Origin of the sequence: Serratia sp. 4542, from assembly GCF_016805595.1 — a bacterium.
Taxonomy (GTDB): domain Bacteria; phylum Pseudomonadota; class Gammaproteobacteria; order Enterobacterales; family Enterobacteriaceae; genus Serratia; species Serratia nevei.
Window position 1 is genome coordinate 617,206 of sequence record NZ_RXKV01000010.1, and the last position, 26,405, is coordinate 643,610.

Sequence of the window (26,405 nt, forward strand, 5' to 3'; positions counted from 1 at the left end):
TTACTCCATCTCCAGCATGATTTTGATGTCCGAGGCATGTCCCGCCGCCGCGCGCTCGAAGGCGGCCACGCTGTCGGAGAACTTGTAGGTTTGGCTTATCAACGGCTGGACGCGCAACTTGCCGCTGCTCAACAGCCGCAGCGTGCGCGGGTACATGTTGGCGTAGCGGAAAATGGTCTTGAAGGTGATTTCTTTGGCCTGCGCGGCGACGATATCCAGCGGCGCGGCATCGATCGGCATGCCGACCAGCACCGCGGTCGCCCCTGGCGCCGCATGTTTGGCCAGCGTTGCGATAGCCGGTTTTGCGCCGCTGCATTCAAACACGACATCGGCGCCATTGCCGCTGGTGAGCGTGGCCACTTTCCCCGCCAGGTCGCCGGTTTTGATATTGACGGCGTGCAGCCCCTCGTAACTGGCCGCCACGGCGAGTTTCTCGTCAAATAGGTCGCAAATAATGACGTCCGAGCAGCCGCCCGCCAGCGCCGCGAGGGCGGTGACCACGCCGATCGGCCCGGCGCCGATCACCAGGGCGATATCGCCGGGTTTGATCCCGGCTTTGGTGGCCGCTTGCATGCCGATGGCCAAGGGTTCCACCATGGCGCCTTCAGCGAAACTGACGTTGTCCGGCAATTTGAACGTGAAGGCGGCAGGGTGGATGACGGTTTCGCGCAGGCAGCCGTGCACCGGCGGCGTCGCCCAGAAGCGAACGGCCGGGTCAAGGTTGTAAATACCGGCGCGCGTCTGGGCAGAGTTGAGATCGGGAATGCCGGGCTCCATGCAAACGCGATCGCCGACGCTGAGGTGAGTGACGTTTTTACCTGTCGCGAGCACCACCCCGGAGGCTTCATGGCCGAGCACCATCGGGGCGTTAACCACGAACGGGCCAATGCGGCCATGCTGGTAATAGTGCACATCACTGCCGCAAATGCCTACGGAATGAATTTTTATCTGTACATCATCGGGCCCCAACGCCTCGGCAAGCTGGACGTCCTCGATAGCGATTTCTCCCGCCTTCGCCAACACTAATGCTTTCATATGGCCTCCTGGTGAATCATTTTTATGGTAACGATATCATTTTAGTGAGGCGATATTGGGCCAAAGCGAGTGGTTAAACTGTGATCAATGTTGGAATTACTCGACGGTGGTTAATTTTGCTGGTGGGTTGTTATTCAATATGGGGATAGCGATCACAAAATCGGCGGGGCAATGACGGTTTTAATATCAGCGCGTTGATATCGATACCGTTACTTTGCAGGGGGAAATGATGAAGATACACCAAAGCGCCAGAGCCGCTACGCTGGGATATTTGCGCCAGGCGGACATTGTCCTGACCGATGAAGAGCAGCAACGTATTGAAATTGCAACATTTGGCCTGGCCGACTATCCCGTGTCAGGGCTGCAGCTGCTGACCTACGTCAACTCACCGCGGTATTGTGCGAAAGAGCTGGTGCTGTTTCCGGGGCAAACCTGCCCGGAACATTTGCATCCTCCTTTCGCCGGCACGCCCGGCAAGCAAGAGACTTTCCGCTGCCGTTGGGGCGCGGTGTTCCTGTTTGTCGATGATGAAAACCTGACGCTTAATGACGCCGGCGGCGAACCGGTATGCCGGGTACCCGAGGGCGCGGAGCCGTGGTATACCTGCAATCGCTATATCCTTTTGCGGCCCGGCGAGCAATATACCATCGCGCCCAATACCCGGCACTGGTTCCAGGCTGGCGAGCAGGGCGCCGTGGTGTCCGAGTTCTCTTCCGAGAGTCGTGATGAGCTGGATATTTTTACCGATCCCCGGATTAATCGTCTTGCCGGCGTAAACCATTAGCGCCATGAACCAAGTTCTGTCATGATGCTAAAAATGATACAAAATGATACCTTAAGGCTAAGGAGCTGCATTTGGCAGGGGATCGAGGACGGAAAGCGACGCTGGCTAGCGTCGCCGCACAGGCAAACGTCAGTAAAATCACCGCGTCGCGGGCATTTTCACAGCCGGACAAGGTTCATCCGGAAACGCTGCGTCGCATTCGGGAGACCGCTGTCGAGCTCGGCTATGTGGTCAATGCCGCGGCGCGCAACCTGCGGGCAAAAAGCAGCAGAACCATCGGCATCGTCAACCCTGATATGGCCAACCCGTTCTTTGGCGGCCTGACGCGGCTGATGACGCTTGAAGCGCAAAAAATGGGATATGACACCCTGGTGTTCGACTCCTATGAGTCTCAGGAAAGCGAAGACAGAATCATCGACAAACTGATTGGCTACAACGTCGATGCGATCATTCTCTCGGTCATTTCCAACGATCATTTGTACCAGCCTTCCTACCTAAAACGGTTGGAAACCTTGAATATTCCGGTGGTGCTGATCGACCGGGAGCTGGACAATCGCCACTGCAGCGGGGTGTATATCGATAACCTGGACTGCGGCCTCCAGGCGGGGCGCTGGCTGCTGGAACAGAAGGCGCAGCGGGTGGTGGTGGTCTCCGGGCCGGAAAACTCCAACGTGGCGCGTGACAGGGTCACTGGCTTGCAAGCGGCATTACAAGGCAAGGTAGCGTCGCTTGAAGTGCTGTATGCCGATTTCTTTATGGATGTCGCCTGGCAAGAGACGAGCCGTTGGCTGGCCAATAACCGCGCGCCGGACTTTTTCGTTGGCTGCAATAACCAGATCTCCCTGGGTATTATCAAGGCCTGTATCGAACATCGGCTGCCGTTGATGCAGGACGTGTCGCTGTTCAGCATCGATGAGGTTTCACATGCCGAGATCTACGGTTTTCATTTCCCCTGCGTGTCACACGATTTGCAAGAGATCGCCTGGCAAGCGTTGAATCTGGCGATCCGCCGCATTGCCGACCCCGAGATCAAGCCGGGCAAGGTGGTGGTGCGGGGAAAACTGGTCATATAACGCGGCGCACGACACCTGATGGGCGGCACAGGGGCTCACTGAGCCTTGACGTGTCAGTTTGTACCCAGTCCAAACAGCGCTGCCGCATTGCGATCCAAAATGGCGTTCACCTCTTCCTCCGGCAAACCCGCTCGCCGGATGTAGTCCACCGTGGTTTGAAACAGGTCGCCCGGTTGGAACGGAAAATCGGTGCCGAACAGCAGCCGCTGTGCGCCGAATGTCGCTGCCGCCGCTTGCAGTGCGGGCACCTGATCGTGGCCTACCGTGTCGTACCACATGCGCAGGGCGGCGCGGCTTGGGGGTTCCGGCGTATTCGGCGCCTCCCACGCGACGGTCTGGTCGAGGCGTTCCAGCGTCATCGGCAGCAGGCCGCCCAGATGCGGCACAATGATTTTCATCTCCGGAAAGCGTTGAGGGATGCCGTTGAGGATAAAGTGCATGGCGGCGACCGTGTCTTCGATCGGCGCGCCGATCGACCAGGTCAAGGCGTAGTCGGCGATGAGCGGCGAGTGCGCGCCGCGGCCGGCGGGATGAATGGCCAACACGCTGTGGCGGCGGTTGAGTTCCTGATAGAGCGGCTCGAACAGCGGGTTGGCGATAGACAACCCGAGCACTGAGGTGGTGATGCAGGCGCCCAGCATATTGAGTTGGGTAAAGGCCCTTTCAAGCTCGCGTAACGCAACGTCGATATGCGGCAGCGGCAAGGAAGCGATAGCCCGGAAGCGGGTGGGATAACGCGCTACCAGCTCCGCATATTCATCATTGATCCGGCGCGCGGCATCAACGGCCGCCTGCTCGTCTTCCAGATGCGGCGACAGCGGCGTCGCCGACAGCATTTGCATGTCGATGCCGGCCTTATCCAGCAGGGCGAAACGCGCGTCGAGCTCGCGCTCGGTGCGGCCGGCGCCCAGGTGCCGATAGGCGGCAACTTCATGCACGCCATGCGCTTGCAAAAGATCCAGATACTCTGTGCTCCACAGGTGGGCGTGTACGTCGAGTCGCATCGGTCGATCTCCTGAGTTCGCGGCGATGCCGCGGGTTCAGAAGAGTATAGGCAGGCGACGCGACAGCCCCTGGAGGGAGGGCATTTTTTCTACCGACGGGTTAGGGTGAGAGCACGCATTGATCCGGGAACGGCGCGCGAACGGGCGTTCCCGGTATTGGGAGGGCTGGAGATCAGAACACCTGCTTGAACGGCTTCACCGTCACGTCGGCATAGACGCCGGCGGCGATATAGGGATCCTGCTGCGCCCAGGCCTGGGCTTGCGCCAGCGACTCGAATTCGGCGATCACCGTCGAACCAGTAAAGCCGGCGGCGCCGGGATCGTTGCTGTCGATGGCCGGGTTAGGGCCGGCGACCACCAGGCGGCCGGCATCGCGCAGCGCCTGCAGACGCGCCAGGTGTGCCGGGCGCACCGCCAGGCGATTTTCCAGCGAGTTGGGGACGTCTTGCGCGTAGATCAGATAAAGCATGTTTCACCTTTAAAATCATGGCTATAAAACGGTGCTACCAAGGTAGCGCAAAAGGCGCGGCAGGGGAACGGTGCGCGGCGAATTTCCCGGCGGATTGGCGCTTATGCCTTGAAGCCGCTACTTTTTATTCGTATAGTGCGGCGCGCTTAAACTGATATGCCATTGAGGTGAGGATATGACGGAACTGGTAAGGGAAAAACTCGATTTGCCGGCGGGCAAAAGTAAACTGCTGCTGCACTCTTGCTGCGCGCCCTGTTCCGGCGAGGTGATGGAAGCGATCCAGGCGTCCGGGATCGAGTACGCCATTTTCTTCTATAACCCCAACATTCACCCGCAAAAAGAGTATCTGCTGCGCAAGGAAGAGAACATCCGTTTCGCCGAGCAGCACGGGGTGCCGATCATCGATGCCGATTACGACACCGACAACTGGTTCGCCCGCGCCAAGGGGATGGAGAATGAGCCGGAGCGCGGGATTCGTTGCACCATGTGTTTTGACATGCGTTTCGAGCGCACGGCGCTGTATGCGCATGAGCACGGTTACGACACCATCTCCAGCTCGCTGGGCATTTCGCGCTGGAAGAACATGCAGCAGATCACCGACTGCGGCATCCGGGCGGCGGAAAAATATCCCGATTTGGTGTACTGGGATTACAACTGGCGCAAGAAGGGCGGTTCGTCGCGCATGATAGAGATCAGCAAGCGCGAACGCTTCTATCAGCAGGAATACTGCGGCTGCGTCTATTCGCTGCGCGACACCAACCTGCACCGCAAGGCGCAAGGGCGGCCGCTGATTAAGCTGGGCGTGCTTTACTATGGTGATGAAGAATAACGCTTAATTACCGCAATCAACCCGCTACGGCGGGTTTTTTATTTTTTGACGCCCGGCCAAACGTTAATGAAGCGTGTTGTTCCGGCGATAAAAAAGCAACGGTGAGGTTAATATCCTTATGAGTTTGCTGGTTTTAGCCGCGCAGACTGACGATTAAAGCGATAGTTTGCCTTTCGTTATTGAATATGATTGCTATTTGCATTTAAACTTGGCGAACCAGAGGAAACAGAATCATTATGCCGCTAAAAAAGATGTTCCTTAATCGCCGTATATCCGTGCCTTTCGTCTTGTCCGTAGGCCTGCACAGCGCCCTGGTGGCGGGATTGCTTTACGCTTCTGTAAAAGAAGTGGTGGAGCTGCCGAAGCCAGAGGACGCGCCGATCAGCGTCATGATGGTCAACACCGCCGCGATGGCCGAGCCGCCGCCACCGGCTCCGGCCGAGCCGGAGCCGCCGCAGGTCGAACCTGAGCCGGAGCCAGAACCGGAACCTATCGTGGAGCCGCCGCCGAAGGCGATCGTGAAACCCGAGCCGGTCAAGCCGAAACCGAAGCCTAAGCCGAAGCCGAAGGTCGAAAAACAGGTTAAACCGGAGCCGAAGAAGGTTGAGCCGCGCGAGCCGTCGCCATTCAACAACGATTCACCGGCCAAACCGATCGATAAAGCGCCGGTGAAACAGGCGCCTGCCGCGCCGGTGCAGGGCAACTCGCGCGAAGTCGGGCCAAGACCGATCAGCCGCGCCAATCCGCTCTATCCGCCGCGGGCCCAGGCTTTGCAGATCGAAGGCAACGTGCGGGTACAGTTCGATATCGACAGCGACGGGCGCGTCAGCAACGTGCGCATCTTGTCGGCCGAGCCGCGCAATATGTTCGAGCGTGAAGTGAAGCAGGCGATGCGTAAATGGCGCTATGAGGCCAAAGAAGCGAAAGATCGCACCGTCACTATCCGCTTCAAGCTGAACGGCACGACCGAAGTGAACTGAGTCCGGTAACCACCCAAAAAGAAAGGGTCGCCTCGGCGACCCTTTTTGTATTTGCGGTACAGCCGCCGGCTTATTCTTCGAAGCCAACGCGGAAATTCATTTTGCCCTCAGGCAGCGCGCGCGAGTTGCCTTCCGCATCGACCGCCACATAGGTGAACACCGCTTCGGTCGCCCGGTAGCGCTGGCCGATCGGCGCGGAAGAGACTTTCTTGACCCACACTTCGATATTGATGGTGATCGAGCTGCGCCCGGTGCGGATGCAGTGCGCATAGCAGCAAACCACATCGCCTACCGCCACCGGTTTCAGGAAGGTCATGCCGTCTACGCGTACCGTCACCACGCGCCCTTCGGCGATCTCTTTTGCCTGGATGGCGCCGCCGATGTCCATTTGCGACATCAGCCAGCCGCCGAAGATATCACCGTTGGCATTGGTATCGGCCGGCATGGCCAGCGTGCGCAGCACCAGCTCGCCGCTGGGTAAAGGTCGTTGTTGTGTCATAGCAGTCTGCTTTTAAAAGGAGGGAATAACATCATACTGCCCGCGGCAAGCGCCGCAGGCATTAACAATTTTGTAACTATTTTTTCTGTTCTTCCGGCATGTGCCGGTAAATATAGATACCGCTGAGGAGGGTGAAGACCAGCGTCAGTACCGTCAGGCCAAAGACTTTGAAATTGACCCAGACGCTTTGCGGCAGCCAGAAGGCGACATAGATGTTCGCCAGGCCGCAGGCCAGGAAGAAGACCGCCCAAGCCAGGTTGAGATTGCTCCACACTTTGTCCGGCAGCGTCAGCTCTTTGCCCAGCATGCGCTGAACCAGCGGTTTTTTGAGCACCCATTGGCTGATCAGCAGCGCCAGCGCGAACAGCGCGTAAATCACCGTGACCTTCCATTTGATGAACAAATCGTTGTGGAACACCAGCGTCAGGGTGCCGAACACCAGCACCATCAGGAAGGTGATCAGCGTCATCTTCTCGACCTTGCGGTATTTCACCCAAGTGAACACCAGCGCCAGCGCGGTGGCGACAATTAACGCGCCGGATGCGACGTAAATGTCGTACAGCTTGTAAAAAGCGAAAAAGACAATTAGCGGGAGGAAATCAAGAAACTGCTTCATAAATCAATCCATCATCTGTTCATCGGCCGACTATACCGGATTCGGCGAGCTCTGTGTACCGCCGGGCGTTGCCGATTATCGGCGTTTGGCCGGCGGATTTCTGCCGCGAAAGCAGGAATTTGCATAAACTTACGCAAGAAAGCGCGGGCACATTGCTAGTGCGGGCCGCAGGCCGCATAGTAAGTGTCATAATAACCAGATAATTTACCGCGGAAAACAGCATGCAGTGGAAATCTCTCCAGGCCTTGACGCCGGGTTTGACGCATTTATTGGGGTATCAACGCAGCTGGCTCAAGCCGGATATTCGCGCCGGCCTTTCCGTCGCCGCCGTCGCCTTACCGGTGGCCATCGCCTATGCCGAGCTGGCCGGGGTCAGCCCGGTGGTGGGGCTCTATTCCTGTATCTTGCCGATGGTGGCCTATGCGCTGTTCGGCTCGTCGCGCCAGCTGATCGTCGGGCCCGACGCCGCCACCTGTGCGGTGATCGCCGCGGTGGTGACGCCGCTGGCGGCGGGTAATATGGAGCGCCATTGGCAGCTGACCATCATGATGACCGCGATGATGGGCGGCTGGTGCCTGCTGGCCAGCCGGTTCAAGCTGGGGGCGCTGGCGGATCTGCTGTCGCGGCCGATCCTCAGCGGGCTGCTGAACGGGGTAGCGATCACCATCATCGTCGATCAGATCGGCAAGGTGTTGGGATTCACGGTGCGCCCGGCGCAGCTGATCGAGCGCATCTACGCGCTGCCCGGCAACCTGCTGCACAGTGACTGGTTGACGATGGCGGTGTCGTTGTTGACGCTGGTGACGCTGCTCGGATTTAAAAAATGGCGGCCTAACTGGCCGGCACCGCTGTTTGCCATCGTGCTGGCGGCGTTCGTCACCTGGGCCGGCGGCCTGCAGCAGCATGGCGTGGTGACGGTGGGCGGTTTCAGCGGCGTGTTGCCGATCGTCCAGTGGCCGGACTTCCAGCCCGGCTTGCTGCGCGACATGGTGATCCCGGCGCTTAACCTGGCGGTGGTGAGTTTTGTCAGCATGATGCTCACCGCCCGCAGCTTTGCCGCCAAGAACGGTTATGAGGTGAACGCCGACGCCGAGTTTCGTGCACTGGGGCTGGTGAATATCGTCTCCGCGCTGTCGCAAGGTTTCGCCATCAGCGGTGCGGACTCGCGCACCGCGGTGAATGACGCCAACGGCGGCAAGAGCCAGCTGGTGTCGGTCATCGCCGCCGCGGTCATCGCCTTCGTCTTGCTGTTCCTGATGGCGCCGCTGCAGTTTATTCCGGTGGCAGGATTGGGCGTGGTGCTGATGTATGCGGCCTGGTCGCTGCTGGACATTCGCGGCATCTGGGTTTTGCGCCGCCGCAACGCGCAGGCGTTTCGCCTGGCGCTGTTTACCTTCCTCAGCGTGCTGCTGGTGGGGGTGATCAGCGGCATCGGGCTGGCGGTATTGCTGGGGCTGATGCAGTTTCTGCGCACCGTCTTCCGGCCGACGGAGCAGCTGCTGGGCGTCAACGACGAAGGCATGATCCATTCCATGGGCAACAACAATGGGGTGAAGGCGGTACCTGGCGTCATGATGTATCGCTTCAATTCGCCGCTGACCTATTTCAACGTGGCGTACTTCAAACGCCGTATTCTCAATTTGGTCGACGGCACGCCGTTCCAGCCGCGCTGGGTGGTGGTGGATGCGGTAGCCAGTTTTACCCATGCCGATATCAGCGTGCTGGCGGCCATCGACGAGCTGAAACGCGACCTGTTACAGCGTAATGTTAAGCTGGTGCTGGCGGGGCGACGCACCGAGCTGACGCGCTGGTTCCGTATCAACCGCTTAGGGCGCGACAAAGAGCTGATTTTGGTGCCGGACCTGTATTTGGCGCTGAAGCTGATTCAGAGTAAGGAGCAGGCGGAAGCCGCCACGGTAGGGTAAATAAAAAGGGGCGCGCCGAAGCGTGCCCCTTGGGTTTTGGTTGCGTCGGCGTTAGCCGCGCAGCAGCATGTACAGGCGGAACAGGTAGATCAGCAGCAGGGCAGACACCAGGTTGCTCAACGCGGTCAACACCACGCTGGCGACGTTCGGCGTCAGCACCGACAGATGGCTCACCAAAAACAGCACCAGCAGCTTGGCCGCCAGCCACAGCATCATCGCCGGCACGATCACGCGCGCATTGGCGAAGGCCAACTTGCTGCTCAGCTTGAGCGAAGCGAACACGCCTTTTTTATCGACGGAGGCGATCACCGGCGCCAGCGCGAAGGCGATCGCCATGAGCACGCCCGGCACCACAAACAGCGTCAGGCCGAGCTGGATCAGCAGGGTGCAGATAAACAGCAGCAGCAGCATACGCGGCAGATCGGGCGCCGAGGTGCCGAGCGCGCGCAGGGCGCTGGTGCGTTCCCCTTGCGACACCAGACGGATCAGCGTCAGCATCCCGCCGACCAGCAGCACGTTGCCGACCAGCGCGGAGAAGGTGGCGGCCGCCGACACTTTCAGCAACACCATCTGCTGTTCCGGCGTCATCTGCTGGATCACTTCCTGAATGCCCATGCCGGTAGACGAAGCGAAATCGCTGGTGGTGGCAGCGAGCGTCGCCAGCTGTTCGGCATCGGGGCTGAAGGCCTGATTCAGCAGCACGGAAATAAACGCCGTCAACAGCGCCAGCATCAGGATGCTGGCCAGTTGGTTGCGTAAAAAGTTAAAACTGTCACGGTACAAAGCGTTGGCCGTGATAGGCATGCAGACTCCTTGGCGTCGGGAAAACAGAGATAAATCAGTGGGTGATTGTACCCTGTTCCACGCCGCTGTGGCACCCCGCGAATTGCACTACGCCTATTTCTTCAACGATCGTCGTCTCAGGCAGCGAGAGCGGCAGGGGCACCGGCAGGGGCGGCAGCCCGTAGCGTTCCCGGGCGCGATCGCAGGCTTCGTTGCGCAGGCCGTTTTCACCGGACTGATCGAACTCTCTGCACGGGCTGGGCCGATTGAGGTAGATCGAGCAGGACACGGCTTTGCCTATCTCGCCGTCCAGCGCGTTGCAGCGGGGGGACTTGCTGTTGGTCCCCTGCATGCAGCGCAGGAACGGGGTCAAAGGCTCCGTTAAGGAAAGAGGAACGGTGCCGCCGCCGTCTTCGGCTTCGGCCCAATAGAATGACACTCGAAAATAACCGCAGCATGCGCCGCAGCTGACACAGGGATTAAGGATTTCGCTCATCTTGATTGCCCACCGACTCCTTACGGCACCAACCAAAACCAACACGGAAAATGAAATTACCTCAGCCGCATTTTTCTCCGCAACCGAAATTTGAACATGTAGATAATTTGCAACAAAATCGATTTTTTGATGCAGATCAATCCTTGATTTATTAAGCGGTTAGGTAACCTTGTTTTTAGTGGGATTTTAAATTTTTACACATAAGATGTGATCTCGATGGGATCACAAATACCCGAAAGTAGGTATATTCCCCCTCGAGCGATTAACCACACAAATGGAATGGATAATGAAAAAGACAACTCTGGTGGTATTGGCGACGATGATGGCGCCTATGTTGGCAAGTGCGCATCAGGCCGGTGATTTCCTGTTCCGTGCGGGCACCGCGACGGTGCGTCCAAATGCGGGTTCGGACAACGTATTGGGGTTGGGTTCGCTGGATGCGAAAAACAACACCCAGCTCGGTCTGACCTTCGGTTACATGGTGACGGACAACATCGGCGTTGAGTTGTTGGCCGCAACGCCATTCCGCCACAAGGTTACGCTGGGCGGCACCGATCTGGCGACCGTTCACCAATTGCCGCCTACGCTGATGGCGCAATACTACTTCGGCGACAAGCAGGACAAACTGCGGCCTTACCTGGGCGTCGGCGTTAACTACACCACCTTCTTCGACGAGAAGTTCAACGACTACGGCAAAAGCGCCGGGTTGAGCAACCTCGACCTGAAAGACTCCTGGGGTGTGGCGGCGCAGGCCGGCCTGGATTACAACCTGGATGAGCACTGGATGCTGAACATGTCGGTGTGGTGGATGAACATCGAAACCAAAACTCGCTTCAACGATGCGAATGGCGGGCACCACAGCTTCGATACGCGTCTGGATCCGTGGGTGTTCATGTTCGGGGCGGGTTATCGCTTCTGATGAAGGCCGCAATCAGGGAGGCGTTGCGCCTCCCTGTGTCGGTATTATTTAATCTGCATTACGTTTTCAACCGATTTCACACCGGCCACGCCGCGTGTGACCTGCACCGCACGGTTGGCATCATCGCTGGACGTCACAAAGCCGCTCAGCTGCACGCGACCTTTAAAGGTTTCCACGCTGATCTCGCGCGACTTGATGTTTTTATCCGCCAACAGTGCCGATTTCACTTTGGTGGTGACTACGGTGTCATCGATATAACCGCCCGTTCCCTCTGATTTTGCCGTCGGCGCGCAAGCGCTCACCGCGACCGCCACAACGGCTGCCATGCACAAGGCTGAAAGGGTTTTAAACAGCTTCATAAATTACTCTCCATGCAATGTTATGGTTGAAATTCGCTACGGTTTTTCGCCGCAGCGAGCGCATTCCCCAAATCAAACGAAGAAATGCATAGCGAACAAACTTCATTGTGAGACAAGACCTGAGTTTGTTCAAATTTTTGCTGTAAATAAATGGAATAAACTTTGAGGGGAAACAAGCTGTTAAAGCGAGCGCCGGCGGGGCGCTCGCTGGAGAGGATCACGCCCGGGTGGCGCGCTTCATACTGCTGGCGAAGGCCGCCAGCTTGGTCAGCATCTCCGCCGGGTTGGCATGGTGCTGTTCGATGATTTTGACGATTGCCGAGCCGGAGATCGCGCCGGCGGCCCCGGCCTGCAGCGCGGCCTTCACCTGCTCGGGTTCGGAGATGCCGAAACCCTGCAGCGGCGGCGCGGCGTGATACTCGCGCAGTTTGTTCACCAAGTGATGCAGCGGCAGCTGAGCCCGGCTTTCGGTGCCGGTCACCCCGGCGCGCGACAGCAGATAGGTGTAGCCGCGGCCGTGCGAGGCGATTTCACGCAGCAGATCGTCATCGGCGTTCGGTGGGCAGATGAAGATCGGTGCGATACCGTGGCGCGCGGCGGCGGCGCGGAACGGCGCAGACTCTTCAAACGGCACGTCGGCGACCAGCACCGAATCCACGCCCACTTCGGCGCAGCGTTGATAAAACGCATCGATGCCTTTATGGAACACCAGGTTGGCGTACATCAGCAGGCCGATGGGAATGGTCGGGTGCTTCTGGCGGATGGCCGCCAACATCTCGAAGCACTGGGTCGGCGTGACGCCGGCGGCGAAGGCGCGCAGCGTCGCGCTTTGGATGGTCGGGCCATCCGCCAGCGGATCGGAGAAGGGGATGCCCAGCTCCAGCGCGTCCGCGCCGGCTTCGATCAGGGTGTCGATAATCTGCAGCGACAGCGCCGGATTAGGATCGCCCAGCGTCACGAACGGGACGAAGGCGCCTTCCTTGCTGCTTTCCAGACGCGTGAACAGTTGCTGATAACGTTCCATCAGATTTCTCCCCGTGCTTTCAAAATGTCGTGAACGGTAAATATGTCTTTGTCGCCGCGGCCGGACAGGTTGACCACCAGGATCTGCTCTTTCTGCGGCGTTTCACGGATCATTTTCAGCGCGTGCGCCAGGGCATGTGAGGATTCCAGCGCCGGGATGATGCCTTCATGGCGCGACAGTGCCTTGAACGCTTCCAGCGCTTCGTCGTCGGTGATCGACACGTATTCGGCGCGGCCGGTGCTGTTCAGGTAGGCATGCTGCGGCCCGACGGACGGGAAGTCCAGCCCGGCGGAAATCGAATAGGACTCTTCAATCTGGCCTTCGGCGGTCTGCATCATCGGTGCCTTCATGCCGAAGTAGATGCCGACGTGGCCGTGCTTGAGCGGTGCGCCGTGCTGGCCGGTTTCGATGCCCAGACCGGCGGGTTCCACCCCGATCAGCCCAACGTCGGCGTCATCGATAAAGTCGGCGAACATGCCGATGGCGTTGGAGCCGCCGCCGACGCAGGCGATAACCGCATCCGGCAGGCGGCCTTCGCGCTCCAGCACCTGCGCTTTGGTTTCTTCGCCGATCATGCGCTGGAATTCACGCACGATGGTGGGGTACGGGTGCGGGCCGGCGGCGGTGCCAAGCATATAGTGCGCGGTTTCATAGCTGCCGGACCAGTCGCGCAGCGCTTCGTTGCAGGCGTCTTTCAGGGTGGCGGAGCCGCTGTGCACCGGGATCACTTCCGCGCCCATCAGCCGCATGCGGAACACGTTCGGCGACTGGCGCTCGACGTCTTTGGCGCCCATATAGATGCGGCACTTCAGGCCGAGCAGCGCGCAGGCCAGCGCCGACGCGACGCCGTGCTGGCCGGCGCCGGTTTCCGCGATGATCTCGGTTTTGCCCATGCGCTTGGCCAGCAACGCCTGGCCCAGCACCTGGTTGGTCTTGTGCGCGCCGCCGTGCAGCAGGTCTTCACGCTTCAGATAAAGCTTGGTGTTGCTGCCGGCGGTGAGGTTCTTGCACAGCGTCAGCGCCGTCGGGCGGCCTGCGTAGTTCTTCAGCAGATCGATAAATTCTGCCTGAAATGCCGGATCGCGCTGGGCGCTGACAAAGGCTTCTTCCAGTTGTTTCAGGGCCGGCATCAGAATTTGCGGCACATACTGGCCACCAAATTCGCCGAAGTAGGGGTTAAGCAGCGTCATGAGAGTTCCCGTTATTATCCGTTATTAATATAGAGCCGTATTCAGTAGGCGCGCAGGGTCTGGAAGACCGAGGCCAGGCGCGCGGGATCTTTGATGCCCGGTTCGCTTTCCACGCCGGAGTTGAAGTCCAGCCCGGCGCAGCCGAGCTTGGCCGCATCGACGCAGTTGTCGGCGCGCAGGCCGCCCGCCAGCATCACGTTAGTCAGATCTTCGCCTTGCAATACCGACCAGTCGAAGCGTTGGCCGGTGCCGCCGGCGCCGTTGTCCAGCAGATAGCGATCGACATGCTGCAGATCGCGCGCCGGCACCCGATCTTTCACGCTCAGCGCTTTCCAGATGCGGCAATCGGCCGGCAAGCGGGCGCGCAGGGCGCTGATATAGGCCTGGTCTTCCGCGCCGTGCAATTGCACCGCATGCAGCCCGAGGCGCTCAACAGTCAACGCCACGGTATCGACCTGGGCGTCGCAGAACACGCCGACGTACTTCAGCGGCGCGCCGGAGATCACTTCGCGGGCGCGGGTGATGTCCACATAGCGCGGTGAACGCCCAACGAAAATCAGCCCGCCGTAGATGGCGCCGGCCTGATAGGCGGCGGCGGCGTCCTGCGGACGGGTCAGGCCGCACACTTTATTGTCGCCCAGGATCACGCGGCGCACGGCGGCGCGCAGATCGGTTTCCGACATCAGCGCGCTGCCGATCAGGAAACCGTTGGCGTAATGGCTCAGCTCGCGGATCTGCCCGTAGTTGTTGATGCCCGACTCGCTGATCACCGTCACGCCATGCGGCACGCGCGGCGCCAGCTGACGGGTGCGGTTCAGGTCGATGCTCAGATCGCGCAGATCGCGGTTGTTGATGCCGACCACGCGTGCTTCCAGCGCGATCGCGCGCTGCAGCTCTTCTTCACTGATCACTTCGGTCAGCACGCCCATGTTCAGGCTGTGAGCCACCGCGGCCAGCTGGCGGTACTGCTCGTCGGTCAACACCGACAGCATCAGCAGGATGGCATCGGCCTGATAGTAGCGCGCCAGATAAATCTGATACGGGTCGATGATAAAGTCTTTGCACAACACCGGTTGGCTGACGGTTTTACTGACCAGCGGCAGGAAATCGAAGCTGCCCTGGAAGTATTTCTCGTCGGTCAGCACCGAGATCGCCGAGGCGAAATCTTTATAGACTGTGGCGATCTCCACCGGATCAAAGTTCTCGCGAATCAGTCCCTTGGAAGGCGAGGCCTTCTTGCATTCAAGAATGAAAGCCGTCCGGGTGCCCTGCAGCGCGTGATAGAAGCTGCGTTCGCTCGGTACGATGTCATTCTGAAAGCCGGCCAGGGGCTGTTGCTGTTGTCGCGCCGCGATCCATTGCGCTTTGTCGCGGACAATCTTGTGTAGCACGGTTTCCTGCATCATTTATCCTCTTGCCGCCAGTGCGATGACACGCTCATAGGCCTGCCCGCTGTTGATCATATCCAGTGCCTGCCGCGCATTTTGGCGCAGGTCTTCATGTCCGAATAACTTCAGAAGCAACGCGACGTTGGCCGCGACCGCCGCGGCGTGCGCCGGCTCGCCTTTACCTTGTAACAGCCGCGCCAAAATGTCACGGTTTTCTTCCGGCGTGCCGCCCAGCAAGGCTTCCAGCGGATAGGTTTCCAATCCGAAGGACTGCGGAGTGAGCTGGTAGCTGCTGATTTCGCCGTTGTTCAATTCCGCCACGTGCGTCGTGGCGTGGATCGCCACCTCGTCCATGCCGCCACCGTGAACCACCGCCGCACGCTGATAACCCAGCACGCGCAGGGTTTCGGCAATTGGCAGCACCAGTTCCGGGCTGTAAACGCCGATCAGCGCCAGCGGCGGGCGCGCCGGGTTGATCAGCGGGCCCAGCACGTTGAACAGCGTGCGGGTTTTCAGCTGCTGGCGCACCGGCATGGCGTGGCGAAAACCGGTGTGGTACTGCGGCGCGAACAGGAAACACACGCCAAGATCGTCCAGCGCCTTACGCGCTTCTTCCGCCGGCAGATCCAGACGGATGCCGAACGCCGCGAGCAGATCCGAGGAGCCGGAGCGGCTGGAAACGCTGCGGTTGCCGTGCTTGGCGATCTTCGCGCCGCACGCCGCCGCCACGAAGGCGCTGGCGGTGGAAATATTGATGCTGTTGGTACCGTCGCCGCCGGTACCGACGATATCGGCGAACGGGTAGTCAGGGCGCGGGAACGGCTGAGCGTCGTCCAGCAGCGCTTTGGCGGCGCCGGCGATCTCTTCCGGGCGCTCGCCGCGAACTTTCATGCTGATCAACGCCGCCGCCAGTTGGCTCGGCTCCAGTTCGCCGCGCACGATGGCGCTGAAGAGCTGTTGGCTTTCCTGCTGGCTCATCGACTCGGCGCGGTACAGTTTCTCAAGAATAGGTTGCATCGTCGTGTTCCTTATATTACTTCGCCAGCGCCCAGGCCAGGGTCTGCTCAAGCAGGCGCGCGCCATGGGTGGTCAGAATCGATTCCGGATGGAACTGGAAGCCGCATACGCGGCGACGGTCGTCGCGCACCGCCATCACCATCTCGCCGAAACGGGCGTTGACGGTAAGATCGGCCGGGATATTGCTGCCGACCAGCGAGTGGTAGCGCGCCACCGGCAGCGGGTTGGCCATGCCAGCGAACATGCCTGCGCCATCGTGAACGATCGCCGAGGCCTTGCCGTGCAGGATCTCGCCCGCTTGGCCGACCTGGCCGCCGTAGGCTTCGACGATCGCCTGGTGACCGAGGCAGATGCCGATGATCGGCAGCCGGCCGCGCAGGCGCTGCAGCAGTTCCGGCATGCAGCCCGCTTCGGACGGCGTGCCGGGGCCGGGCGACAGCATCAGCACCGGCTGGGTCATGTGCTCCAGGCGTTCGATGATCACCTCGGCGGCGATCTGGTTACGGTAAATCACCACCTGGTGGCCGCTGGCGCGCAGCTGATCGACCAGGTTGTAGGTAAAGGAGTCGACGTTGTCGAGCAACAGGATATCGGCCATCAGAACACCTCCTTGGCATGGTGCGCAGTGGCGATGGCGCGCAGCACGGCACGGGCTTTATTACGGGTTTCGTCGGCTTCCGCCTGCGGGATGGAATCCAGCACCACGCCGGCGCCGGCCTGCACGGTGGCGATGCCGTCTTCAACGTAGGCGGAACGGATGACGATGCAGGTATCCAGATCGCCGGTGGCGGTGAAGTAGCCCACCGCGCCGCCGTAGCTGCCGCGGCGTGTGCCTTCGGAGGCGGCGATCAGCTGCATCGCCCGCACTTTCGGCGCGCCGCTCAGGGTGCCCATGTTCATGCAGGCCTGGTAGGCGTGCAGCACGTCGAGATCGGCGCGCAGAGTGCCCACCACCCGGGAAACCAGATGCATGACGAACGAATAGCGGTCCACCTTGGTCAGGTCGGCCACGTAGCGGCTGCCGGCCTGGCAGATGCGCGCCAGATCGTTGCGCGCCAGATCGACCAGCATCAGGTGCTCGGCCAGCTCTTTGTGGTCGGTGCGCATTTCCAGCTCGATGCGGCTGTCGAGATCCAGATCCAGCGAACCGTCCTTACTCCGGCCGCGCGGACGAGTGCCGGCGATCGGGTAGATTTCGATTTGGCGATTGCCCGCGTCGTATTTCAACGCGCTCTCCGGTGAAGCGCCGAACAGGGTGAAGTCATCATCCTGCATGAAGAACATGTACGGGCTGGGGTTGTTGTCTTTCAAGGTCTGGTAGGCCGCCAGCGGCGCCGGGCACGGCAGGGAGAAGCGGCGCGACGGCACCACCTGGAAAATCTCGCCCTGACGGATCGCTTCCTGAAGCCCGCTGACCACCGCGCCGTACTCTTCATCGCTCTGGTTGCAGCTCAGCTGCATGTTCTCCAGCGTTTGGTGCGGGATCGGCTGCGGGGTTTGTTGCAATTCGGCCTGCAGCTGTTCCAGACGTTGCTGCAAACGCTGCGCTTCACTCGCCTGCTCGCTGAAGACGCTGGCCTGCAGACGGGCCGTACCGCGTTGGTGATCCAGCACCAGCAGGGTTTCCGCCAGATAGAAGCAGAAGTCCGGGCAGCGCTGATCCTGGCGCAGCGCCGGCAGGTCTTCGAAACCGGCGACCAAATCGTAGGCAAACAGGCCGCCCAGCATCACGGCTTCGCGCTCGTCCGCCGGGGAGTCCACCAGGGTCAGCAGCGTGCGCAGCGCATCGAACACCGACAGTGAGCGCAAGCGGGCGTCTTCGTCCTGCACCGCGTCGATCGCCGGGAAGGTCAGTTCGCGGCCGTTGGGGCGCGCCTGATTGCGCACCTCGGGCGGTAGCGCTTCGTCCAGCAGCGGCAGCAGCGCTGCGCCGTTGGCGGTCAGCGCCTGCACGCTGACGGTATGACCCAGTGCGGTAATGCGCAGCGCGCTGTCAATCACCAGCAGGCTCTGCAGATTCTGTTTGCTGTTGATTTCCGCCGATTCCAGCAGCAGGGTGGCCGGACGGGCACCGCACAGCTGGTGGAAAATGGTGGTGGGGTCGCCCCGGTAGCTGGCTTGCGCCTTCAGCAATGTCAGTTGTGGTTTGGTGTTCATCATCGGTGGTTCCAGTGAATTCTGTCCATAAAAAAGCCCGCATCAGGTGCGGGCTCAGGAAATCTGCATTGTCAGATGACAGCTATGCGCGATTACACCGCCCGCAAGAGGGAGGTACGCCACCAACCGTGAAGAGAAATATATTTGTTCATTTGCCGACTCTCTCTGTTAACGCTCATCTGACACGGCCGTTGCCGTGAACTTGTGTACTAGTTAACTGGTTCGAGGCAGCAAAGTCAACCCTCTTTTTGCACAATGTTTTAGCGGTCAGCGTGAATTCTATTCATCATCCGCCCGGCGCCTGCGGCCAGGACAGAATAGATTTCCGTCCGGCCGCCGATCGCGGGTATGATAGAAATCCAAGCCATTGCCGGATAGCCGTTTTGACAGACAGTAACCCCCAATCGACCGCTTTTACTCTGTACGACCTCCACAGCCACACGACCGCCTCCGACGGCTACCTGACGCCGACGCAGCTGGTGCAGCGGGCGGTCGAGATGCGCGTGGGCGTGCTGGCGATCACCGATCACGATACCACCGCCGGGTTGGCCGAGGCCGCCGCCGCCATTGCGGAGCAGGCGTTGCCGCTGCGGTTGGTCAACGGGGTGGAAATCTCGACGCTGTGGGAAAATCATGAGATCCATATCGTTGGATTGGGCATGGACGTCGCGCACCCGGCGCTGGTGGCGCTATTGGCGGAACAAACCGAACGCCGCAATCGCCGTGCGCAGGAGATCGGCGTGCGTCTGGGCAAGGCGCGCATTCCCGACGCCTATGCCGGCGCCCAGAGGTTGGCGGGGGCCGGTGCGGTGACCCGCGGCCATTTCGCCCGTTACCTGGTGGAGATTGGCGTGGCGGACAACATGGCGCAGGTGTTCAAGAAATACCTGGCCAAGGGCAAAACCGGCTACGTGCCGCCGCAGTGGTGTACAATAGAACAAGCCATTGATGCGATTCATCAATCGGGCGGTCAGGCGGTGATGGCACATCCCGGCCGTTACGATCTGACCGCGAAGTGGTTGAAACGTTTGCTGGCGTATTTCGCCGAACACGGCGGCGACGCCATGGAAGTGGCGCAGTGTCAGCAGGCGCCGCATGAGCGCTCGCAATTGGCGAAATATGCCCAGGACTACCGCCTGTTGGCCTCGCAAGGCTCTGATTTTCATCAGCCTTGTTCGTGGATCGAACTGGGCCGCAAACTGTGGCTGCCGGGCGGCGTTGAGCCGGTGTGGCGCGATTGGCCGCAGCCGGGCGAGGCGGTCTGATTTTACGCGCGTGGCAACGCGCGCGGGCATCATTTTAGGAGCAAGTCATGAGTCAGCTTTTTTATATTCACCCGGACAACCCGCAGCCGCGTTTGATTAACCAGGCGGTTGACGTGCTGCGCAAGGGCGGGGTGATCGTTTATCCCACCGATTCCGGCTATGCGCTGGGTTGCATGCTGGAAGAGAAGGCGGCGATGGAGCGCATTTGCCGCATCCGTCAGCTGGACGGCAACCACAACTTTACCCTGATGTGCCGCGATCTTTCCGAGCTGTCGACCTATGCGCACGTCGATAATACGGCGTTCCGCCTGATCAAAAACAATACGCCGGGCAACTACACCTTTATTCTGAAAGCGACCAAAGAAGTGCCGCGCCGTCTGATGAATGACAAGCGCAAAACCATCGGCCTGCGCGTGCCGTCGAACCCGATCGCATTGGCGCTGCTGGAGGCGCTGAACGAACCGATGATGTCCACCACGCTGATGCTGCCGGGCAATGACTTTGCCGAGTCCGATCCGGAAGAGATCAGCGATCATCTAGGCAAGGTGGTCGATCTGGTGATCCACGGCGGCTTCCTCGGCCAACAGCCGACGACGGTTATCGATCTGACCGAATCCTCACCGGAAGTGGTGCGTGAAGGGGCGGGTGACGCGGCGCCTTTCCGTTGATGTCAATTGTTGCCACCTTGCCCATTGTCTGAAAATCGGCTGAAGCGACGCTATTTCGCATGAAAGCCGCTATTCTTGAATACTTCAGAATTGATAATGGGCAGGATGCGCAGCAATGATTAAACAGGTTTCTTTTTTAGCGGCCTTATTATTTTCCTCAATGGCAAATGCGGGGTTTTATTCGGGCAGCGGTTTGCTGGCGGAATCCGGCGGTTACGTAAAAAATAAAAGCGGTGAAGCCACCGTGGCCGAAGCGCTGAATGGCGGCATGTTCATGGGATACGTCGCCGGCGTATTCGATACCTACTCCATGCAGGGCAATCGCAATATTTGCCCCGAAGCCGGGATGAGCATCGGCGTAGCCGCCGACGCGGTGATGCAATATTTGAACGAGCATCCTGAGCAGCTGCATTATTCCGCACCGTCGGTGATCATGCTGGCGTTAAGCGCCGCCTATCCCTGCGTCCGCCATTAAGTTCCTATTCCAATTCGTGCGCATTTTTTCATAAGGTGCGCTCGGACTCTTTCCGCACGAACTTCAATAGATCAATGCCTGCTGCGCTGTCACCTTATCCCCGTCGGTATTTCCCGAACGGGTCGGGGAGAGACGCGCAGGAGGTAATATGACCGCATTTCACAGCGCCAACATGATGCTCGACTATCAGGATATCGGCTCAGGGCCGCTCACGTTGGTGTTGCTGCCCGGCTGGTGCGAGCCGAAAACCGTATTTGAGCCGTTCATCGCTCTGGCCGCCGAACGCTATCGGGTGATCAGCATCGACTGGCGCGGCCACGGCCTGTCGTCAAAAGCGGCGGGGATGTCGCTGGCGGCGGACGATTTGCTGGAAGATGTGCGTCAGCTGCTGACGGTGCTGCGTTTGGACAACGTGATCACCCTGTCGGTGGCGCATGCCAGCTGGCTGGCGGTGGCGTTGGCCGAAGCGTTGCCGCAGCGGATACGGGGCATGGTGTTTCTCGACTGGATCATGACGCAGCCGGAACCGGCGTTCTTTACGGCGGTGAGCCGTATGCAGCAGCCGCAGCAGTGGCTGGCGGCGCGCGACGCCTTGTTCGACTTCTGGCAGGGCGGCATCCGCCACGATCGGGTCAAACGCCATCTGGAGGTCGAGATGGCACAGGAAGATTACCGGCTCTGGCGTGCCGCCGGTGTGGCCATCGAACAGGCCTACCGGCAATTCGGCTCGCCGCTGCAACGCCTGGCGGGAATGAGCGCGCCGCCGCCGTGCCGGCATATTTACTCGTTGGATCGCCGCGACGACTATCTGCGGCAGCAGCAGGCATTTGCCGCCGAGCAGCCGTTTTTCTCCGTGGTACGGTTAGGGGAGGCTCGTACTCACCTCGGCATTCTGGAACGGCCCGACGCGGTGCTGTGGGCGGTGGAGGATTTTTTGTCCATCGCCCTAAAATAACAGGATGGCGCTATTATACTGGCTGTCGAAATCGTTACGGCACCCCTGAATTAAGAGGTCATAATGTCATTGAAAAAGCACTTGGAGCAACTGTTCAATTATAAGCAATGGGCGGATGCGGAGGCCTTCGCCGCCATTCGAAAAGTGGACGCCGATGCTTGGCCTAAGCAGCGTCATTTGATGCTTCGCTTGATGAATCATATCTATGTCGTCGATCAGATTTTTATCGCCAATTTGCAAGGACAACGCCATGGCTATACGGCGTTGAACACCCAAGAAACCCCAACGTTGGAAGCGCTGGAAGAGGCGATGTTGGCCAGCGATCGTCGCTACCTCGCGTATATCGCTTCGCTGAGCGAAGCGCAACTGGATGAGCGCATTCATTTTACCTTCGTCGACGGCGGCCCTGGGGATATGCTGCGACGGGAAATGTTGGCGCACGTTGAACACCATGGCTGCTACCACCGTGGTGCGGTGGGATGGCTGATTACTGAAAGTGCTGTCAAAGCGCCACAGGATGTTTTGACCGTGTTTGTACGCGATGGGGGTGTAGCTTAATCGTCGAACGCTATACCAACATAACGCAGACAGGAGATGCGGTGGCCGAAACCCACCGATAAAGTGGGTTTCAACACCTTAGAAAGCCTGTATAATGCGCTGTTCGATCCTGATAAACGTATTATTACCGTGGTGGCGCTTGGCCGCGGCGGTTATCCCCCCGACGCCTGTGAAGGCGACATTAGAGGTTGCTCAATGAGCGAAAAGTTACAGAAAGTTTTAGCGCGCGCCGGGCATGGCTCGCGTCGTGAAATCGAAACCATGATTGAAGCCGGGCGCGTCAGCGTCGACGGCAAGGTCGCCAAGCTGGGCGATCGCGTTGAAGTGACACCGGCGATGAAAATTCGTCTGGACGGTCATGTCCTGTCGATCAAAGAATCCGAAGAGGTGGTTTGCCGGGTGCTGGCTTACTACAAACCGGAAGGCGAGCTGTGTACCCGCAGCGATCCTGAAGGCCGCCCGACGGTGTTCGATCGCTTGCCGAAGCTGCGCGGTTCGCGCTGGGTGGCGGTAGGGCGACTGGACGTCAACACCTCCGGTCTGCTGCTGTTCACCACCGATGGCGAACTGGCCAACCGTCTGATGCACCCGAGCCGTGAAGTGGAGCGCGAGTACGCGGTACGCGTGTTCGGCCAGGTTGACGATGCGAAAGTGAAGCAGCTGAGCAAGGGTGTGCAGCTGGAAGACGGCCCGGCCGCCTTCCGCACCATCAGCTTCCAGGGCGGAGAAGGCCTCAACCAGTGGTACAACGTGACCCTGACCGAAGGCCGTAACCGTGAAGTGCGTCGCCTGTGGGAAGCGGTGGGTGTGCAGGTGAGCCGCCTGATCCGCGTGCGCTACGGCGACATCGATCTGCCGAAAGGCCTGCCGCGCGGCGGCTGGGCCGAGCTGGATCTGCCGGCGATCAACTACCTGCGCGAGCTGGTGGAATTGAAGCCGGAAACGGTCAGCAAAATGCCGGTGGAGCGTGAACGCCGCCGCGTGAAGGCCAACCAGATCCGCCGCGCGGTCAAGCGCCACTCTCAGGTGGCCGGCAGCGGCCGCCGCAGTGCGCCAGGCAGCAAGCCGGGTAAACCGGGCAAGCCAAGCAAACGCAGCTAATCCCTCATTCTGGCCCCGTTCGGGGCCAGAACTTTTTGTTACCAATCGATCCCCTGTTGCGCCTTCACGCCTGCATCGAACGCGTGTTTCACCGGCCGCATCTCCGTGACCGTATCCGCCAGTTCCAGCAGATCGCGATGGCAACCGCGCCCGGTCAAGATCACCGTTTGGTGCGCAGGGCGCTCCAGCAACGCTGCCTTCAGCTCTTCCAGTTCCAGATAGCCGTAGGTCAGCATGTAGGTTACTTCGTCCAGCAGCACCAGATCCAGGCTGCTGTCGGCCAGCATGCGTTTGCCATGCTGCCACACCGCCTGACAGGCGGCGGTATCACCGGCTTTATTCTGCGTCTCCCAGGTAAAACCGGTGGCCATCACCTGGAATTCAACGCCGTGTTGCTGCAGCAGGTTTTTTTCGCCATTGGGCCACTCGCCCTTGATGAACTGGATCACCCCGGCGCGCATGCCGTGGCCAACCGCCCGGGTGACGGTGCCGAAGGCGGCCGTGGTTTTACCCTTGCCGTTGCCGGTAAACACCAGCAGCAGGCCGCGCGTGTCCTGCGCGGCGGCGATGCGGGCATCGACCTGTTCTTTCAGGCGCTGCTGGCGCTGTTGATGACGATCTTCCGCCATGAAACGCTCCTTATTATTCGGCCGCGCCGGGTTTACGGTTCGGCTGCGCGTCGAAGCTCATGCCGGTTTTGCGGCGGCTGTCTTCGCCCATCAGATACAGATACAGCGGCATGATATCGGCCGGGGTTTTCAGCTTGTTCTTGTCTTCGTGCGGGAAGGCAGATGCGCGCATTTTGGTGCGGGTGCCGCCCGGATTGATGCAGTTCACCCGCAAGTTGCGGTTTTTATACTCGTCGGCCAACACCTGCATCATGCCCTCGGTGGCGAACTTCGACACCGCATAGGCACCCCAGTCTGCGCGGCCGGTGCGCCCGACGCTGGAACTGGTGAACACCAGCGAACCGGCGTGGGATTTCAGCAACAGCGGCAACAGCGCCTGAGTCAGCATAAAGGTGGCGTTGACGTTAACCTGCATCACCTCTTGCCACATGGTCATCGACAGGTCGGCCATCGGCGCGATGTCGCCGAGCAGGCCGGCGTTGTGCAGAACGCCGTCAAGGCGGGGGATCTGGCTCGCCAGATCGTCGGCTATCTGCCGGCATCGCTCCGGAGTGGCGTGCAGCAAGTCCAGCGTCACTACCCGGGCCGGGGCGCCGCCCTGGGCCGCTATCTCTTGTTGTACCGCCAGCAGCTTGCTCTCGGTGCGCCCCAGCAGCACCAGCTGAGCGCCGAAGCGCGCGTAGGTCAGCGCCACTTCACGGCCGATGCCGTCGCCAGCGCCGGTGACCAAAATGATACGTTGTTCGAGCAGATCTTGTTTGGGTTGGTAATGCACGATAAATCCTCGCCTGGGTGGCTGTTCTCCCGCGAATATCGGGGAGCAAGGGTGAAACGCGCGGCCGGGGCGGGAGCGAAGGCTCGACCGTCTGCGGGCCGCGCAGCGAATCCGTCTCATCGTATTGATGAATAATGGGTGTTATATGCCTTAATCCGTGGGCATTTTCAATGCGTAGCAGGCTGAAATGGCATTCTTTTGTAACAAAAGCACGGCGGCGGCGCCTTGGTTCGGCCTTGAATCGTCCCCATAGTGATGATCCGTGCGCAATGAATTTTCATTTAGCCGCGACAGCAGCCGCTGCGGTTGGCTAAAATGGAAAGAAGCATACTAACAACCTGTAAATAAAGGCGGAATCTGTGGAGTTTATATCTGTTTATGGCCTGTTTCTGGCCAAGGTCGCCACGGTGGTGCTCGCCATCGCCGCGTTGGCCATCCTGGCGGTCAGTTTGGGGCAACGCAAGAACCGCCAGAAAGGGGAGCTGCAGCTGACCGATCTCGGTGAACAGTATCGCGAGATGCAGCGTGATATGCGCCTGGCGCGTATGGATACCGCCGAGCAGAAGGTCTGGCTGAAACAGTTCAAGAAGCAGACCAAGGCCGACGACAAGCTGAAGAAGCAGCGCGCCAAGTCCGGCGCGGTGGAAGTGACTAAGCCGTGCCTGTATGTGCTGGACTTCAAGGGCAGCATGGACGCGCACGAGGTGACCTCGCTGCGCGAAGAGATCTCGGCGGTGCTGGCGGTAGCGTCGGCGCAGGATGAAGTTCTGTTGCGCCTGGAAAGCCCGGGCGGGGTGGTGCACGGCTACGGCCTGGCGGCCTCGCAGCTGGAGCGCCTGCGCAAAGGCGGCATTCGCCTGACGGTAGCGGTGGATAAAGTGGCGGCCAGCGGCGGCTACATGATGGCCTGCGTCGCGGATCGCATCGTGGCGGCGCCGTTCGCCATCATCGGCTCCATCGGCGTGGTGGCGCAGATCCCGAACTTCCACCGCCTGCTGAAGAAGAACGACATCGACGTTGAGTTGCACACCGCCGGGCAGTTCAAACGCACGCTGACGCTGTTTGGCGAAAACACCGAACAGGGGCGCGAGAAGTTCCGCGAAGATCTGAACGAAACCCACGAGCTGTTCAAACGCTTCGTGCATGAGCAGCGCCCGTCGTTGGACATCGACAGCGTCGCCACCGGTGAGCACTGGTTCGGTTCACAGGCGAAAGAGAAGGGGCTGATCGACGCCATCGGCACCAGCGATGACTTGCTGATCGCCGAGCTGGATAACCACGAAGTGATCGCCGTGCGCTATACGCGCCGCAAACGCCTGATGGATCGCTTCACCGGCAGCGCGGCGGAAAGCGTCGATCGCTTGCTGTTGCGCTGGTGGCAGCGTGGTGAAAAGCCGCTGCTGTAACGGCGGCGATAGCGTGAATCAACGGG

The 26,405-nt window shown here is 60.0% G+C and carries 27 protein-coding genes, 1 pseudogene and 1 other annotated feature; of the genes and pseudogenes, 13 read left to right on the forward strand and 15 right to left on the reverse strand.

The features are described 5' to 3' along the window. A complete protein-coding gene (locus EKL15_RS15200) occupies positions 1-1,035 on the reverse strand; it encodes an NAD(P)-dependent alcohol dehydrogenase (protein WP_100395693.1) in 1,035 nt (344 codons plus the stop codon). Between the two features lie 229 nt (positions 1,036-1,264). Here EKL15_RS15200 and EKL15_RS15205 point away from each other — a divergent pair, with 229 nt between their 5' ends. Together EKL15_RS15205 and EKL15_RS15210 are read left to right on the forward strand one after the other, a co-directional pair. Further along, positions 1,265-1,819: a D-lyxose/D-mannose family sugar isomerase gene (locus EKL15_RS15205; protein WP_080432897.1), complete on the forward strand. Its 555-nt coding sequence runs from the start codon at positions 1,265-1,267 to the stop codon at positions 1,817-1,819. Between the two features lie 71 nt (positions 1,820-1,890). Beyond that, positions 1,891-2,892: a LacI family DNA-binding transcriptional regulator gene (locus EKL15_RS15210; protein ID WP_100395694.1), complete on the forward strand. Its 1,002-nt coding sequence runs from the start codon at positions 1,891-1,893 to the stop codon at positions 2,890-2,892. 53 nt (positions 2,893-2,945) lie between these two features. On the opposite strand, the gene EKL15_RS15215 is transcribed toward EKL15_RS15210, so the two are convergent. Both EKL15_RS15215 and EKL15_RS15220 read right to left on the reverse strand, forming a co-directional pair. After that, positions 2,946-3,896, reverse strand: a complete 951-nt coding sequence (locus EKL15_RS15215) for an amidohydrolase family protein (RefSeq protein ID WP_100395695.1) — start codon at positions 3,894-3,896, stop codon at positions 2,946-2,948. Positions 3,897-4,068: 172 nt separating this feature from the next. Next, positions 4,069-4,365, reverse strand: coding sequence for a YciI family protein (locus tag EKL15_RS15220; RefSeq protein WP_033634770.1), 297 nt, complete (start codon positions 4,363-4,365; stop codon positions 4,069-4,071). Positions 4,366-4,540: 175 nt separating this feature from the next. Here EKL15_RS15220 and EKL15_RS15225 point away from each other — a divergent pair, with 175 nt between their 5' ends. Together EKL15_RS15225 and tonB are read left to right on the forward strand one after the other, a co-directional pair. Then, complete coding sequence (locus EKL15_RS15225; protein WP_025303057.1) at positions 4,541-5,194, forward strand: epoxyqueuosine reductase QueH; 654 nt, start codon at positions 4,541-4,543, stop codon at positions 5,192-5,194. A 236-nt stretch (positions 5,195-5,430) separates the two neighbouring features. Then, positions 5,431-6,174: a TonB system transport protein TonB gene (gene tonB, locus EKL15_RS15230; RefSeq protein WP_049271333.1), complete on the forward strand. Its 744-nt coding sequence runs from the start codon at positions 5,431-5,433 to the stop codon at positions 6,172-6,174. 70 nt (positions 6,175-6,244) lie between these two features. Here the strand turns inward: tonB and yciA are convergent, their stop codons facing one another. Beyond that, positions 6,245-6,673 (reverse strand): acyl-CoA thioester hydrolase YciA, encoded by a 429-nt coding sequence (gene yciA, locus EKL15_RS15235; protein ID WP_004932085.1) that lies wholly within the window; start codon positions 6,671-6,673, stop codon positions 6,245-6,247. A 76-nt stretch (positions 6,674-6,749) separates the two neighbouring features. Next, positions 6,750-7,289, reverse strand: coding sequence for a septation protein A (locus tag EKL15_RS15240; RefSeq protein ID WP_004932082.1), 540 nt, complete (start codon positions 7,287-7,289; stop codon positions 6,750-6,752). 221 nt (positions 7,290-7,510) lie between these two features. Between EKL15_RS15240 and EKL15_RS15245 the strand changes: the two genes are divergently transcribed. Further along, positions 7,511-9,214: a SulP family inorganic anion transporter gene (locus EKL15_RS15245; protein ID WP_038877273.1), complete on the forward strand. Its 1,704-nt coding sequence runs from the start codon at positions 7,511-7,513 to the stop codon at positions 9,212-9,214. A gap of 51 nt (positions 9,215-9,265) precedes the next feature. On the opposite strand, the gene EKL15_RS15250 is transcribed toward EKL15_RS15245, so the two are convergent. Both EKL15_RS15250 and EKL15_RS15255 read right to left on the reverse strand, forming a co-directional pair. Beyond that, positions 9,266-10,018, reverse strand: a complete 753-nt coding sequence (locus EKL15_RS15250) for a YciC family protein (RefSeq protein ID WP_100395696.1) — start codon at positions 10,016-10,018, stop codon at positions 9,266-9,268. A 34-nt stretch (positions 10,019-10,052) separates the two neighbouring features. After that, entirely contained in the window at positions 10,053-10,493 is a 441-nt protein-coding gene (locus EKL15_RS15255) for a YkgJ family cysteine cluster protein (RefSeq protein WP_033634766.1), read from the reverse strand. A 286-nt stretch (positions 10,494-10,779) separates the two neighbouring features. On the opposite strand from EKL15_RS15255, the gene ompW reads away from it, so the two are divergent. After that, positions 10,780-11,412, forward strand: coding sequence for an outer membrane protein OmpW (ompW, locus tag EKL15_RS15260; RefSeq protein ID WP_019452715.1), 633 nt, complete (start codon positions 10,780-10,782; stop codon positions 11,410-11,412). A 44-nt stretch (positions 11,413-11,456) separates the two neighbouring features. Here ompW and EKL15_RS15265 read toward each other — a convergent pair whose 3' ends face one another. From EKL15_RS15265 to EKL15_RS15295, 6 genes and pseudogenes are all read right to left on the reverse strand, one after another. Further along, positions 11,457-11,771, reverse strand: coding sequence for a BON domain-containing protein (locus EKL15_RS15265; protein ID WP_025303053.1), 315 nt, complete (start codon positions 11,769-11,771; stop codon positions 11,457-11,459). Positions 11,772-11,988: 217 nt separating this feature from the next. Then, complete coding sequence (trpA, locus tag EKL15_RS15270; protein ID WP_038877280.1) at positions 11,989-12,795, reverse strand: tryptophan synthase subunit alpha; 807 nt, start codon at positions 12,793-12,795, stop codon at positions 11,989-11,991. Beyond that, a complete protein-coding gene (trpB, locus tag EKL15_RS15275; RefSeq protein ID WP_033634762.1) occupies positions 12,795-13,985 on the reverse strand; it encodes a tryptophan synthase subunit beta in 1,191 nt (396 codons plus the stop codon). Before trpB ends, trpA begins: the two co-directional genes overlap by 1 nt. A 41-nt stretch (positions 13,986-14,026) precedes the next feature. Continuing rightward, entirely contained in the window at positions 14,027-15,388 is a 1,362-nt protein-coding gene (gene trpCF / locus EKL15_RS15280; protein ID WP_100395853.1) for a bifunctional indole-3-glycerol-phosphate synthase TrpC/phosphoribosylanthranilate isomerase TrpF, read from the reverse strand. A 3-nt stretch (positions 15,389-15,391) separates the two neighbouring features. Further along, positions 15,392-16,988, reverse strand: a pseudogene (gene trpD, locus EKL15_RS24690) (bifunctional anthranilate synthase glutamate amidotransferase component TrpG/anthranilate phosphoribosyltransferase TrpD). Beyond that, the gene (locus tag EKL15_RS15295) at positions 16,988-18,550 is read right to left on the reverse strand and encodes an anthranilate synthase component 1 (RefSeq protein WP_070913655.1); all 1,563 of its coding nucleotides are present in this window, start codon (positions 18,548-18,550) and stop codon (positions 16,988-16,990) included. Before EKL15_RS15295 ends, trpD begins: the two are co-directional and overlap by 1 nt. A gap of 24 nt (positions 18,551-18,574) precedes the next feature. Continuing rightward, positions 18,575-18,678 (reverse strand) — a sequence feature (Trp leader region). 252 nt (positions 18,679-18,930) lie between these two features. Between EKL15_RS15295 and EKL15_RS15300 the strand changes: the two genes are divergently transcribed. The 6 genes from EKL15_RS15300 (at position 18,931) to rluB (ending at position 23,569) form a co-directional block, all read left to right on the forward strand. Next, positions 18,931-19,812 carry a PHP domain-containing protein gene (locus tag EKL15_RS15300; protein ID WP_049232948.1) on the forward strand — a complete coding sequence of 294 codons (882 nt, stop codon included), beginning with the start codon at positions 18,931-18,933 and terminating at the stop codon, positions 19,810-19,812. A gap of 47 nt (positions 19,813-19,859) precedes the next feature. After that, positions 19,860-20,480 carry an L-threonylcarbamoyladenylate synthase gene (locus tag EKL15_RS15305; RefSeq protein ID WP_049232951.1) on the forward strand — a complete coding sequence of 207 codons (621 nt, stop codon included), beginning with the start codon at positions 19,860-19,862 and terminating at the stop codon, positions 20,478-20,480. 115 nt (positions 20,481-20,595) lie between these two features. Further along, the gene (locus tag EKL15_RS15310; protein ID WP_016927523.1) at positions 20,596-20,955 is read left to right on the forward strand and encodes a Rap1a/Tai family immunity protein; all 360 of its coding nucleotides are present in this window, start codon (positions 20,596-20,598) and stop codon (positions 20,953-20,955) included. Positions 20,956-21,103: 148 nt separating this feature from the next. Then, positions 21,104-21,910: an alpha/beta fold hydrolase gene (locus EKL15_RS15315; protein ID WP_100395698.1), complete on the forward strand. Its 807-nt coding sequence runs from the start codon at positions 21,104-21,106 to the stop codon at positions 21,908-21,910. Positions 21,911-21,973: 63 nt separating this feature from the next. Then, on the forward strand, positions 21,974-22,468 hold the full coding sequence (locus EKL15_RS15320; RefSeq protein WP_060439817.1) for a DinB family protein: 495 nt from the start codon (positions 21,974-21,976) through the stop codon (positions 22,466-22,468). A gap of 195 nt (positions 22,469-22,663) precedes the next feature. After that, entirely contained in the window at positions 22,664-23,569 is a 906-nt protein-coding gene (gene rluB / locus EKL15_RS15325; protein ID WP_025303042.1) for a 23S rRNA pseudouridine(2605) synthase RluB, read from the forward strand. A gap of 38 nt (positions 23,570-23,607) precedes the next feature. On the opposite strand, the gene cobO is transcribed toward rluB, so the two are convergent. Both cobO and EKL15_RS15335 read right to left on the reverse strand, forming a co-directional pair. Beyond that, positions 23,608-24,198 (reverse strand): cob(I)yrinic acid a,c-diamide adenosyltransferase, encoded by a 591-nt coding sequence (cobO, locus tag EKL15_RS15330; RefSeq protein ID WP_033647573.1) that lies wholly within the window; start codon positions 24,196-24,198, stop codon positions 23,608-23,610. 13 nt (positions 24,199-24,211) lie between these two features. Beyond that, positions 24,212-24,973 carry a YciK family oxidoreductase gene (locus EKL15_RS15335; RefSeq protein ID WP_100395699.1) on the reverse strand — a complete coding sequence of 254 codons (762 nt, stop codon included), beginning with the start codon at positions 24,971-24,973 and terminating at the stop codon, positions 24,212-24,214. Positions 24,974-25,332: 359 nt separating this feature from the next. On the opposite strand from EKL15_RS15335, the gene sohB reads away from it, so the two are divergent. After that, the gene (gene sohB, locus EKL15_RS15340; RefSeq protein WP_038877302.1) at positions 25,333-26,379 is read left to right on the forward strand and encodes a protease SohB; all 1,047 of its coding nucleotides are present in this window, start codon (positions 25,333-25,335) and stop codon (positions 26,377-26,379) included. Positions 26,380-26,405 lie beyond the last annotated feature (26 nt).